General features: G+C 63.2%; 10 protein-coding genes. 7 read left to right on the top strand and 3 right to left on the bottom strand.

The window, feature by feature from the left end; all coding sequences use genetic code 11:
* Nucleotides 1-121 precede the first annotated feature (121 nt).
* Entirely contained in the window at nt 122-550 is a 429-nt protein-coding gene (locus tag INR99_RS02710) for a hypothetical protein (RefSeq protein ID WP_194114744.1), read from the bottom strand.
* Nucleotides 551-675: 125 nt separating this feature from the next.
* Between INR99_RS02710 and INR99_RS02705 the strand changes: the two genes are divergently transcribed.
* Genes INR99_RS02705 through INR99_RS02695 form a run of 3 tightly spaced genes read left to right on the top strand, consistent with a single transcriptional unit; the run spans nt 676 to nt 2241 of the window.
* Complete coding sequence (locus tag INR99_RS02705; RefSeq protein WP_194114743.1) at nt 676-1467, top strand: DUF2189 domain-containing protein; 792 nt, start codon at nt 676-678, stop codon at nt 1465-1467.
* Nucleotides 1468-1508: 41 nt separating this feature from the next.
* Entirely contained in the window at nt 1509-1850 is a 342-nt protein-coding gene (locus tag INR99_RS02700; RefSeq protein WP_194114977.1) for a diacylglycerol kinase, read from the top strand.
* Nucleotides 1837-2241 (top strand): GNAT family N-acetyltransferase, encoded by a 405-nt coding sequence (locus INR99_RS02695; protein WP_194114742.1) that lies wholly within the window; start codon nt 1837-1839, stop codon nt 2239-2241. The genes INR99_RS02700 and INR99_RS02695 overlap by 14 nt, the downstream gene beginning before the upstream one ends.
* Before the next feature lie 150 nt (nt 2242-2391).
* Here the strand turns inward: INR99_RS02695 and INR99_RS02690 are convergent, their stop codons facing one another.
* Both INR99_RS02690 and INR99_RS02685 read right to left on the bottom strand, forming a co-directional pair.
* On the bottom strand, nt 2392-3135 hold the full coding sequence (locus tag INR99_RS02690; RefSeq protein WP_194114741.1) for a substrate-binding periplasmic protein: 744 nt from the start codon (nt 3133-3135) through the stop codon (nt 2392-2394).
* Nucleotides 3136-3495: 360 nt separating this feature from the next.
* Nucleotides 3496-4476 (bottom strand): AraC family transcriptional regulator, encoded by a 981-nt coding sequence (locus INR99_RS02685; RefSeq protein WP_194114740.1) that lies wholly within the window; start codon nt 4474-4476, stop codon nt 3496-3498.
* 183 nt (nt 4477-4659) lie between these two features.
* Between INR99_RS02685 and INR99_RS02680 the strand changes: the two genes are divergently transcribed.
* The 4 genes from INR99_RS02680 (at nt 4660) to INR99_RS02665 (ending at nt 12057) form a co-directional block, all read left to right on the top strand.
* The gene (locus tag INR99_RS02680) at nt 4660-5985 is read left to right on the top strand and encodes an ABC transporter substrate-binding protein (protein WP_194114739.1); all 1326 of its coding nucleotides are present in this window, start codon (nt 4660-4662) and stop codon (nt 5983-5985) included.
* Complete coding sequence (locus INR99_RS02675) at nt 5982-9173, top strand: EAL domain-containing protein (protein WP_194114738.1); 3192 nt, start codon at nt 5982-5984, stop codon at nt 9171-9173. The genes INR99_RS02680 and INR99_RS02675 overlap by 4 nt, the downstream gene beginning before the upstream one ends.
* Before the next feature lie 89 nt (nt 9174-9262).
* On the top strand, nt 9263-11395 hold the full coding sequence (locus tag INR99_RS02670) for an adenylate/guanylate cyclase domain-containing protein (RefSeq protein ID WP_194114737.1): 2133 nt from the start codon (nt 9263-9265) through the stop codon (nt 11393-11395).
* Nucleotides 11396-11397: 2 nt separating this feature from the next.
* Nucleotides 11398-12057: a FecR domain-containing protein gene (locus tag INR99_RS02665; RefSeq protein ID WP_194114736.1), complete on the top strand. Its 660-nt coding sequence runs from the start codon at nt 11398-11400 to the stop codon at nt 12055-12057.
* Nucleotides 12058-12122: the final 65 nt, after the last annotated feature.

The raw sequence follows: 12122 nt of genomic DNA, 5'->3' as shown, positions 1-12122 counted from the left end.
CCAGCGGCGGAAAAACGGGCGAGAAATGCACGCCGCAACCGGATGGTCACGGCTTGCTCCGCAGCTCGGCACCGGCCGCGCGGCTCAGCGGCAGCGGGCAGGTGACGGCTTCAGGCAGGGATCAGGCGGCGCGCGGAGGGCGCAAAAGAGGCTGATATTCGGCGTCGGGCGCGAGCGCGACCGGCGCGGGCAGATAGGCGGAATCCGCCGCAGGCGGGGCATGCGGCAGCGCCGGAGGCAAGGCGGGGTAGCACACGGCACAATGGCCGCAATCGCTGCAGCCGGCCAGCCGACCCTTGAAGGCCGGGGCATCCTGCGTGGTGCCGGCGGCGAAATCGGATTCCGGCGCAGCGGCAGCGCCATGCTCGTGCGCAGCGGTCCCTGCAGCATGGGCATGCGGCCCTGCGGCCGCGCTTTCAGCCGCGCCAGCCGCCGCAGGCGGGGTGCAGTGCATCATGCGCGCAGCCGCCAGCGCCTGCAGGGGCAGCAGGGCGATCAGCAGAAGGAGCAGGTAGCGGCGCAGCATGGGGAAACAGAGCGTCACGGGCATGAAAAGTTCACAGTGCTTTTTACGATACCGCTTCATCCCGCCTTCATACAAGCCCCGCAGAATGCACCCGCCGTCCGTCAGTGCTGCTACGATGGCGGCCTTGCCCACGTTTGCGACTGCCAATCATGCACGACCAGGATCTCATCATCGACAACCTGATTGAACCGCGCCGGGTCCCCGCGCTCAGCGGCTTCGTCTGGCTGCGCGACGCCTTTGCGCTTTACCGCGGCGCACCGCTGGCCTGGCTGGGCTGCTCGCTGATCGTCATGGTGCTGCTGAGCCTGTCGATCATTCCGGTGATCGGGCTGGCGGCCTATGCGCTGGCGCCGGGTGTGCTGGCCGCGTATGTGCTGATGGGACTGCGGCAGCAGGAAAGCGGGCAGAAGCCACAGATCGCCCAGCTGTTCAGCCTGGTATTCCAGGGCCGCTTTCTGCGACTCGGCCTGCTGACCACCCTGTTTACCCTGCTACTGTCCCAGCTGCTGCTGGCCGTGCTGGTCAGCGACGTGCAACTGGAACAACTGAACCGGATGTTTGCCGAATTCGGCACGGCACCGCTGGCAACGAGCCCCGAACAAAGCGAACAGGCGCTCAAACAGCTGGCCGCCTTCATGCCCTTTGTGCTGGCGAGCTTTGCCCTGATGATTGTGAACTGGCTGGTCTGCTGTACCTTTGCCGCCCCGCTGATGGCTTGCCAGCAACTGCGGGCAGTGGAAAGCATCCGGCTGGGTTTCAGTGCCCTGTGGTGCAACCTGCCGGCACTGGTGCTGCTGGTGCTGTGCCAGTTTGTCGTACTGCTGCTGGCCAGCATGCTGTGGCTATTCGGCGTGATTCTGGTCACCCCCTTGCTGCTGCTGTGCAATACCGCAATCTTTGCCCGTGTGTTTCCGCATAAACCCCATGGAGTATTGGCGTGAAAGAAAGTCCCTTCAAAGGCAAGACCGGCATACGTCGGGTTATGAATGCGCTTGGCTATTCACTGGACGGTCTGAAGGCCGGCTGGGTCAATGAAGCGGCATTCCGCCAGGTCTCGCTGCTGGCCATTGCCGGCATCGCTGCCGCCCTGCTGCTGCCGCTGCCGGGCTGGGGCCGGGCCGTGCTGATTGGCAGCCATGTCGCCAGTGTGATCGTCGAGCTGCTCAACTCCGCCATCGAAGCGGCGGTCGACCACACCTCGCTGGAGCGCCACGAGCTGGCCAAACGCGCCAAGGATCTCGGCAGTGCCGCACAGCTGGTGTGCCTGAGCAATCTGGCGCTGATGTGGGCGCTGGTGCTGTGGCAGGTGTATGGCAACGGCTGATCAACCCGCCGCTCAGCAAGCCCTGATCAGGAAGGGCCGGGCCGGTGATGCACCCCAACTAGCCGTGCTCGCAGCCCAAGTCTGGCTGCACACCTATGCCGATGCAGGCATCTCGGTGACGATCGCCGATCACGTACTCGACGCTTTCACGCTGACCCGCTACACGGCACTGCTCACTGATCCCGACAAGAGCGTCCTCGTCGCTGAGCGGGGCGGCAATCTGCTCGGTTTCGCCGCCGTCGCCTTCGGCCAGCCCTGCCCGGACGACGACGCTGCGCGCTCCGAGCTGGAAACGCTGTATGTGCAGGAACATTGTCACGGCCAGGGTTTGGGAAGTGCACTACTGAATGCAGCAGAACATCACGCACGACAGACCGCAGGCAGCCGCTAGTGGCTAACGGTCAATTCCCGCAACAGCAAGGCAATCCGCTTCTATCAGACCCATGGCTATCAGCAGGTAGGCACCGCGGATTTTCTGCTGGGCCAGACACGGCACGCGAACAATGTGCTGCTGGGGCCTCTGCGCTAGCAAAACCCGACGTCAGCGCTGCTGCAAGGGATTGCGGAATGAAGCCACCGCGCGCTGGGTGATGCGTTCAAAGGACTGATCCACCTTCATGCCGGCGAGAGCCGCGCGCAAGCGTCGCAGCTTGCCGGGGTCGGTGTTCTTGTTGCAGGCCACGTAATACTCGATGCGGTGAAACACCAGCAGCGGCTCGAAGCGGGCCGGGTCGACCTCCGCCTGTACCGCCAGCTCCGGCAGGCTGTAAAGCCCGCCGGGGAAGAGATCGAGCCGGCCGCTGGCCACCTTTTTCAAGCCCTGGCTTTCCTTGGCCGCGTAATCGAGTACGAAGCCCTGTGACTCCAGCCAGATCGCCTTGCCGTCGTTACGCTGCCCGGCAATCGTGTACTGTCGCGCATCATCCAGCCCCTTCAGCTTGATCCGGCGTTCGCGCAGCGCAAAAAACGCCCAGGGATTGACGGCAATCGGGCCGATCCATTCGTAGGCGTTCTCCCGCTCGGGTAAACGGCTGAGCGTATACACGCAATGCCCTGGCTCGGTTTGTGCCAGCTTCTGTGCGCGGCTCCACGGGTATTCGGCATACCTGACCGACAAGCCGGAGCGCTGCAGCATCACATCGACAATCTGCACCGCCAATCCCTCGGGACGGCTCTCGCGAAAGGAGTTGAACGGCGGGTTTTCGCCGATCAGCATGGTCAGGTCACTGGCGTACGCGTAGCCACCGGACCATAGCAGCAACAGTGCAAGCAGATGGCGCAACATTCAGATTCACCTGCGCTAAGGGAAAAGAAGCATGATGCCAGTATATCGGCAGCCCGGCACGCGGTGGCAAGCGGGGCAACCGCGATGGGTGGCGCTCAAAGCGACCACAAACGGCAGTTTGCCTTGCCGCTGCGGTACTGCAGCACGGCACTGCAGGCAGGATCTGGCGCCGGAGGGCCGCTGGCTGTGGCGCTAGCGGGATGGACACCCGCCGGAGGTCGTGGCGTTGTATCGGGAATGAACCCGATCAGCAGGCAGGACAACACCAGCAATCCGCCCCAAGCGGCCCACCCCGATACCAAACCATTAAGCATGCCCCTGCCTCCGTTAAACGGCTGCCGGCTCAAGCGGATTGCTGCGTCAGATCAGGCGTACCGGAATGCAGATGTCGAAGCGGTATCGGGCATCAGGCGACACATCCAGCGGCTGATACGGTGCGCGATAGATGGTCGGCCGGTCGTCGGGCTCGTAGGGGTTGTCGTTGAACCAGTGCCCCCACAGCCAGGCATTGGCCACGACTTCCTCATGAATCGCGCCTTCGAACTGCACCACCAGATAGCGGCCAGGCAGGGTGTCGATCAGTGTTGTCACGCCGTCGGGCGCATAGTCTGCCGGCACCACCAATCCGGTATCCAGCCGCAGCATGCGCTCCGGCGTGATATTGATGTTGTCGTGACACACGCACAGCCCGGTGCCGCCTTCCAGCGGCACGCCTTGCAGCTCGGCCCACGCCAGCACCTCGCGCCAGTGCGCCAGGGGCTGCTCCAGCTGATGACCCAGCCGCCGGAAGACTGCTGCGTGATAGGCCGGCAAGATGTCGATCCGCACCCCCCGGATGCATTCCGGACGCTCACCCCGATGCGCAGCATTCAGTGCGGCAATCCGGTCCTCAGAGTACGCGGCGTCGGTCTGGTACAGGTGTCGGAAATTGCCCGGTATGGGTCCGGGATTGCGATCCTTGCGCCATTCCCAGCGATAGCCGTTCCACTGCCAGAAACTGCGATCGCTGCGCCACTGGGTCGCGTTCATGCCGAAATGCTTGCGGAAGGCCTTGGCAAAACCATGCTGCGTTTCAAAACCGTTCGAGAGCGCAATATCCAGCACGCTGCGCCGTTTGTGCACCAGCAACTGGTTGGCCGCCCGCTCCAGCCGCAGGCGGCGGATGTAATCCTGCGGTGTTTCGCCGATCAGTGCCGAAAAAATGCGCTGGAAATGAAACGGAGAAAAATTGGCAACCCCGGCCAGGTCGGCCAGCTCCAGCGGCTCGGTCAGCCGCGCTTCGATGTGCTGCAGTACACGCTGCAGACGCTTTTGGTAACGCAGGGGGTCGGGGGCATTCATGATGGTGCTGTCAGGGGCATGACGCCCGCTAGCTTGCGCGCTTGACCCGCATTTGACCAGCCCCGCGAGCCATTTTCCGGAAAGGGGCACGTTAAGGCCTGCATGCCTGCGACGGCGACGGGGTTCCTCCCTCCGCCTGCGCTCCCTGCAGGGCATCCTATACTTCAGGCTCATCCACACACCATGGATCCCGAGATGCGTGCCGGAACCCTGCTGCTCGCCGCACTGCTGAGCGCCATCCTGCTGGCACTGGCGGCCTGCTCCCGCAACGATGACACGGCAGTACCGCCGCCACGATCCTCGATCACGTTTCTGCATTACTTCACCGATTCGCTCAGTGGCGGCATCGATGAAATGTCGCAGGGCTTCAATAACCAGCATCCGGCACTGGAGCTGAAAGCAATTTCCCTCGACCACGAAGCATTCAAGACCAGCATCCAGGACACGCTGAAAACCGACAATCCGCCCGAGTTGTATTCCTACTGGGCCGGTGCACGCACGGCTTCGATTGTTGATGAGCTGGAGCCGCTGGACGAGCTGTGGCAGCAAGCCGGCTGGGACAAGGCATTCGCCCCCTCCGTGATCAAGGCAGCCAGCGAATACCGGGGCAAGAAATACTTCCTGCCGCTAACCCAGCACTACATTGCGTTCTTCTACAACAAAAAACTGTTCGATCAGCTGCAGCTGCAGCCCCCCAAGACCTGGGAGGAGTTTCTGGCGGTATGTGCCGCGCTCAAGGCGCGGGGCATCACGCCGATTGCACTGGGTGCCCGCGACAAGTGGCCGGCACAGTTCTGGTTCGATTATCTGCTGCTGCGCACCGCGCCCTACTCGTTCCGGCAGCAGCTGATGTCCGGTGAGGCCCGCTTTGACGACCCGCAGGTCAGGGCCGTGTTTGCGCGCTGGAAAAGCCTGATCGACAAGGGGTATTTCAACAGCAGACCGCATCCCAATGAGCTGGCCTGGGACAGCGGTGCCAACGACATGGTCTTCCGTGGTGAAGCCGCCATGACCCTGATGGGCACCTGGAATCTGGCCTATTTCAGCAACAACACGCACCAGTGGCAGGCCGGCAAGGATTTCGACTTCTTTCCCTTCCCGCAAATTGACCCGGCCATTCCGACGGTGGCACTCGGCCCCATTGACGGGATCGTGATGCCGAAACGGGCACACGACAAGGCCGGTGCCGGTACTGCGCTGCGCTATCTGGCCAGCGCCGAGGCCCAGCGCACCTTCAGCCGTTACTCCGGCGCACTGGCACCGAATCTGCAGGTTCCTGATTCCGCCTACAGCGATATCCAGCGCCGGGTACGCAAAGAACTCGAGCGCAGTCCGGTCTTCGATTTTGCCTTTGACCTTGCCACCCCCCCACCAGTCGCCGAGCTCGGGCTGGATGCCTTTGCCGAATTTCTCGCTTTTCCTGATGCCTATCCGGAAATCACCCGGCGGCTGGCCGATGAAGCGGCCGCCCGGTTTTCCGCCACTAGGGCCGTGAAACCCGCGCCATGAAACTGCTGTCCCGACTCCGTTTCCAGCAGAAAATCAGCCTGAGCTTTGGCGTGCTGATTGCATTGCTGGCACTGAACGCACTGGTCGGGGTAGTGACCGGGCTGGCCATCACCCGCCAGCTGGATCTGCAGAACGATTCGGAGCAACTGACCAGCAAGCTTGACCGCATGCACGACGGAGTCACGCATTTCGTGCAAACCCGTGCCCGAGAAGATGCCGCGGAAACCTTTCACCAGCTCGATCAGGTCAGGGGTGCAATCAGCGGACTGCAGGATCGCACCCGCCTGCTTGGCAAACTGCCCCCGGTGCTGGACGAGTACCGCGCCACCTTCCAGAAGTTCGTTATCGAGCTGGACCAGAAGGCCGCACTGGAAAGCCAGGCCAGCGCCCTGAGCGCGCGGGTGATGAACGACATCGTCGCCATCCGGCTTTCCGAATCACACCCTCATACTCATTCAGCGGTCGATACGCTCTCAGACCAAGTGAGCAGCCTGCTCTGGCAGACCCAGGCAATCCGCAACCAGCCCCCCACGGCGGCCACCGCACAGATCGAGCGGCTGACACTCGAGCTGGCCCGTCTGCAAGGGGAAAGCAGGGTGCAGATCAGACAATCCGAGCAGCAGCGGCAGATCTATCGCATCCTGCGCGATGCCGGCAGTTACCTGAACAGTTTCGCCAGCGCACTGCAATACCAGAGCCGCAATCGCCAGACCGAACAGACACTGCAAAGCCTGTCGGAGCAGATTCAGTCGGCCGCGCAGCAACTGGAAAACGATACCCGTGCGCAAATCCGGCACAGCATCCTGCTGGCTCTGATTCTGGCCGGCAGCTGCTTTGTGCTGACGATCATTGCGGCGATGCTGCTGGCCCGTCAGCTTGGCCGGGGTATCCTTGAGCCGGTGCGCCACCTGCTGGGCACCACCCAGGCCATTACGGCCGGCCACCTCGATGAACGGGCCGCCGTGCACAATCAGGATGAAATCGGGGAACTGGCGCGCTCCTTCAATCAGATGGCGGATAGTCTGGGCGAGCTGCAGGCCTCGCTGGAACAGCGGGTGGCCGAACGCACCCGGCAGCTCAGCGAAAGCAACGCGGCACTCAGTCACGAAATCAGGCAGCGCCAGCACGCCGAAGCAGAAATCAGCGAGCGCGAGCGCCATCTGCGCACCATCATTGACCTGGTACCGCATTTCATTTTTGCGCGGAATAATCAGGGCCAGTACACACTGGCCAACCAGGCTCTCGCCAGCGCCTATGGCACCACACCGGAACAACTGCTGGGCCACCGCGATGCGGACTTCAACCGGGATGCGGAGCTGGTTGCCGGCATACAGGCGGCCGATCAGGAAGTCATCCAGTCCGGCAAGGCCATCTGCATTCCTGACGATACCTTCATCGATCACACCGGCTGTCGCCGGGATCTGCAGACGAGCAAAATCCCCTATCAGGTTGCCGATGCCACCCATGTCCTGGGGGTCGCCATCGACATTACCGAACTGAAGCAGCACCAATCCCAGCTGGAACGGATTGCCCATTTCGACATCCTCACCGATCTGCCCAACCGGGTACTGCTGGGCGACCGGCTGCACCAGGCGATGGCCCATGCCCAGCGGCATGCAGCCAGCCTGGCCGTGGTGTATCTGGATCTGGATGGCTTCAAGGAAATCAACGACAGTTCTGGCCACAAGACGGGGGATCGCCTGCTGGCCAGACTGGCCGCCCGGATGAAGGATGCCCTGCGTGATGAAGATACCCTGGCGCGGCTGGGTGGCGATGAATTCGTGGCCGTGCTGCAGGATCTGCACGATCAGGAGAGCAGTACACCGATTCTGAAACGGCTGCTGGCCGCTGCTGCCGAGCCGGTGCATGTCGATGGCAAGCTGCTGCATGTCTCAGCCAGTGCCGGGGTGACGTTTTTCCCGCAAGCGGACAAGGTTGATGCCGACCAGCTGCTGCGCCAGGCAGATCAGGCAATGTATGTGGCCAAGCAGGCCGGCAAGAACCGCTATCACCTTTTCGATGCCGAACAGGATCGGATGGTGCGCGGGCATCACGAAACCCAGGAACGCATCCGGCAGGGACTGGCCGGCAATGAGTTCGTGCTGCACTACCAGCCCAAGGTGAATATGCGCACCGGGCAGGTGCTGGGGGCAGAAGCCTTGCTGCGCTGGCAGCATCCGCAAAAAGGCCTGCTGCCACCGGCTGAATTTCTCCCGGCGATCGATAATCATGCCCTCGGCATCCAGCTGGGCGAATGGGTACTGGATACCGCGCTGGCGCAGATCAGCCAGTGGCGCAGCCTGGGCCTGCACGTGCCGGTCAGCGTCAATATCGACGCCATCCAGTTCGGACAATCCACTTTTCTGGACAAACTGCGCGCGACGCTGGCCGCACATCCAGCCCTCCAGAGCGGCGATCTGGAGCTGGAAGTACTGGAAACCAGTGCACTGGAGGATATCCGCCAGCTCTCGGACATCATGCTGGCCTGTCGCGATCTGGGGGTGGGCTTCGCACTGGATGATTTCGGTACCGGCTATTCCTCGCTGACTTATCTGAAACAGCTACCCGCGCAGGTGCTGAAAATCGACCAGAGCTTCGTGCGCGACATGCTTGACGATCCGGAAGACCTCGCCATTCTGGAAGGGGTGCTGGGGCTGGCTACCGCGTTCCAGCGCAATGCGATTGCCGAAGGGGTAGAAACACTGGCTCATGGCGAGCTGCTGCTGCAGATGGGCTGCGAATGGGCGCAGGGGTATGCCATCGCGCGCCCGATGCCTGCTGCCGCAATACCCGAATGGCTGGCTCGCTGGCAACCACCGCCGGAATGGGCTCATTGTGCGGAAGTCCGGCGAGATGATCTCCCGCTGCTGTTTGCCGCGGTTGACCATCGCGCCTGGATGGCACAGCTGCAGGGCTGGCTACGGGGCGAATCGGCGCTGCCCCCCGCCGCAGCCAGCCACGACTGCAAACTCGGGCATTGGCTGAATGGCGACGGCCTGCAGCGGCACGGCAGCAAACCGGCCTTCTTGGAGCTCGCCTCGCGGCACGAGCAGCTGCACCTGCTCGGCCAGCGCCTGATTGCGCTGAAACATACCGGCCAGCTGCACCTGCTGCAGACAGCCCAGGAGGAACTCGACATGCGGCAACAGCAGCTGCAACACGCAATTCAGACACTCATCCGCCCGTGAGCCACGTTGTGGCTCGCCATCGGTACTGCCGGGGCTTGCCCCAGTCCGATTGATGTTCTTGACTGCAGACACATTCTGCCGGAGTGTCCATGCCCCTGCCCCGCCTGCTGCTCAGCCGCCTGCTGCTCGGCGCCGTTCTGGCGCTGCTGCTCCTGCATGCACTGGGCTGGTTGTCGCTCCCCTTGCTCGGGCAGCTCGACCGCTACAGCGAAGATGCCCGCCAGCGCGCCTCGGCGACCGGGCAGCTGCCGGCGCAGGATGTGGCCATCGTGGCCATCGACGACGCCAGCCTGGCCAGCCTGGGCCGCTGGCCCTGGCCGCGCACCCGCCTGCTCGAGCTGCTGGAAACCCTGCAGACCCATTACGGCACGCAGCGCATCGGGCTGGACATCGTGCTGGCCGAGGCCGAGGAAAGCCAGCTGGCCCGCCTGTGGCCGCTGCTGTGCGAACGGCTGGGTCCACGCCAGTGCAGCGAAGCCGAAAAGGACTGGGCCGCCGAGAAAGATCCCGACGCGCTGTTCCGCAGTCGCGCCGGAAGGCTGCAACTGGTCGCCGGCTACTACTTCACACCGGATCCGCAGCAGCAGGGGGTGCTACCTGCGCCGGACTGGCAAGGTGATGCGGCAAGGCTGGCGCCCTTTGTCACTGCCGGCGGCTATGGCGCCACGCATGCCGGACTGGCTGGTGCTTTGCCGCACACCGGTTACCTCAACCCCGAAATCGACGACGATGGCATCGTGCGGCGCATCCCGCTGCTGATTGCCTACCGCCACAGCCTGTATGCCGCGCTCTCGGCGCGGCTGGCCAGCCAGCAGCCGGTCATTCCCGACTGGCAGAGCGGCCAGCCCTGGCCCGATGGTGTACTGCTGGATGGCCGGCTGGTGCACACCGACCGGCACGGGCGAGTCCGTATCCCTTTCTATGGCCCACCGGGAACCATCCCTACGTATTCGGCGGCAGCCATCATTAACAGGAGCCTGCCGACCAATACCCTGAAGGGTAAAATCATCATCGTGGGGGCCACCGCAACCGGGCTGCAGGACATCCGCGCCACGCCGGTGAGCCCGCTGTTTCCCGGAGTCGAAGCACAGGCGGCGACCGTACTGGGCTTGCGTACCGGCACCCTGCCGCAAGCGCCCCAATGGGGTGCGCTGTTTGCCGTGGGCTGGATCGTACTGGCGGGCGGACTGCTACTGTGGCGCTTGCCGCGCGCCGGATTGCTGGAAAGCCACCTGTGGCTGCTGCTGGGCGTGAGCAGTCTGCTGGGGATCGTCGGCTGGGCGTGGCAGAACCAGCGTCTGCTGCTGCCACTGGTCGAGCCGCTGGCGGCGATGCTGCTGCCCTATTTCGGCTTCGTGCTGGCCGCAAGGCTCTGGGAAGCACGTCAGCGCCGCCAGCTGCTGCGCCTGTTCGGGGAGTATGTGCCGCCGGAGCTGGTGCGGCGCATGCAGGATGACGCACAGCACTTCGCCATGCAGCCGGAAACCCGCGAACTGACCATCCTGTTTGCCGATCTGCGCGATTTCACCGCCGTGGCCGAAGCCTTGCCGCCGGAGGCACTGGCCGAGCTGGTCAACGGCTATCTGAGTGCAATGACCGAAGAAATTCATCAACGCCAGGGCACCATCGACAAGTACATCGGCGATGCCGTCATGGCCTTCTGGGGGGCGCCGCTGGCCGACACCGAGCATTGCCGGCACGCCGTGGACGCCGCGCTGGCCATGCAGCGACGCGTTACCCAGCTGAATGCCGACTTTGCCAGCCGCGGCTGGCCGGTCCTGAATCTGGGGATCGGCGTGCACTGCGGCAAGGTACGGGTAGGGAATATGGGCTCGGAATTCCGCCGCGCCTACACAGTTATGGGTGACGCGGTGAATGTCGCAGCCCGGCTGGAAAAACTGACCCGGGTTTATGACGTGCCCTTGCTGGTCAGCGGCGAGGTAGCTTCTCGTGTCACCAGCAACATACCTTGCTTGCCCATCGCCACCACGACAGTCAAGGGCCGCCAGCAGACTGTCGCGCTGACCCTGCCGCTGGACGAGCGTGCGCCCTGGCTGTCTGCCGGCGAAGTGCTACGCTGGGATGAGCTGCAGCAGGCTCTGCAGCAAAACGACACCGAACGTGCCCATGCCCTGCTGGACGACCTCGCCCGGCAGGCACCACAACGCCAGCTCTACCACATCTACCGTGAGCAGCTGGCTACCCGCCCCCACCGGAGCTGATCATGTCTAAGCCATACACCCGCCGCCAGATCCTGCAATGGCTTGCCGGAAGCACCCTGCTCCTGGGTGGCCGAGCGATTGCCGGCGCCTTTTTCCTGCCCAAGCCGGGCTTGAAAAGCATCAAGGGACAGGTGCTGATCAACGGCAAACCAGCCGTGGTCGGCCAACCCGTCAGCTGGGGCGATGAAGTTGTCACCGGCAGCAATAGCGAAGCGGTCTTTACCGTCGATGGCGACGCCTACCTGCTGCGCGCCAATACCGAAGTCACCCTGGGCCTCGCGGCAGCAGAGCACGTGGTGAAGGTGCAGAGCGGAAAAATGCTGGCAGTCTTCGGCCCCGGCGAAAAGACCATCCGCACCCAGGCCGTGACGCTGGGCATCCGCGGAACCGGTCTGTATGTCGAAAGCCATGGCGCTCGCAGTTATGTCTGTCTGTGCTATGGCAGCGTGGAGCTGACGCCGACAGCGGATCCAGCTGCCAGAATGACGTACCAGACCAAGCACCACGAGCATCCTTACTGGGTGGAGGGCAAGCAGATCAAAGCGGCCAGTGAAGTCATCAACCACACCGATGCCGAACTGACCATGCTGGAAGCGCTGCAATACCGCAGACCGCCTTTTGCCAATGGCCTCAATAGCAGCGGAGGCGGTGGGGGCTACTAAAACTTCGCCGACGAATACTGGCAGCCAATATAGAACGATCGTACAATAAAGTATCCCGTCGTTCG

The organism is Chitinilyticum piscinae (assembly GCF_015223195.1).
Lineage (GTDB): Bacteria > Pseudomonadota > Gammaproteobacteria > Burkholderiales > Chitinibacteraceae > Chitinilyticum > Chitinilyticum piscinae.
The sequence above is the reverse complement of the archived record's forward strand: the minus strand, read 5'-3'. Positions and strand labels throughout refer to the sequence as shown.

Excerpts from the sequence above, each read along its gene's own strand:
- INR99_RS02710 (WP_194114744.1), bottom strand. The coding sequence starts at position 550 with ATGCCCGTGACGCTCTGTTTCCCCATGCTGCGCCGCTACCTGCTCCTT.
- INR99_RS02705 (WP_194114743.1), top strand. The coding sequence starts at position 676 with ATGCACGACCAGGATCTCATCATCGACAACCTGATTGAACCGCGCCGG.
- INR99_RS02700 (WP_194114977.1), top strand. The coding sequence starts at position 1,509 with ATGAATGCGCTTGGCTATTCACTGGACGGTCTGAAGGCCGGCTGGGTC.
- INR99_RS02695 (WP_194114742.1), top strand. The coding sequence starts at position 1,837 with ATGGCAACGGCTGATCAACCCGCCGCTCAGCAAGCCCTGATCAGGAAG.
- INR99_RS02690 (WP_194114741.1), bottom strand. The coding sequence starts at position 3,135 with ATGTTGCGCCATCTGCTTGCACTGTTGCTGCTATGGTCCGGTGGCTAC.
- INR99_RS02685 (WP_194114740.1), bottom strand. The coding sequence starts at position 4,476 with ATGAATGCCCCCGACCCCCTGCGTTACCAAAAGCGTCTGCAGCGTGTA.
- INR99_RS02680 (WP_194114739.1), top strand. The coding sequence starts at position 4,660 with ATGGATCCCGAGATGCGTGCCGGAACCCTGCTGCTCGCCGCACTGCTG.
- INR99_RS02675 (WP_194114738.1), top strand. The coding sequence starts at position 5,982 with ATGAAACTGCTGTCCCGACTCCGTTTCCAGCAGAAAATCAGCCTGAGC.
- INR99_RS02670 (WP_194114737.1), top strand. The coding sequence starts at position 9,263 with ATGCCCCTGCCCCGCCTGCTGCTCAGCCGCCTGCTGCTCGGCGCCGTT.
- INR99_RS02665 (WP_194114736.1), top strand. The coding sequence starts at position 11,398 with ATGTCTAAGCCATACACCCGCCGCCAGATCCTGCAATGGCTTGCCGGA.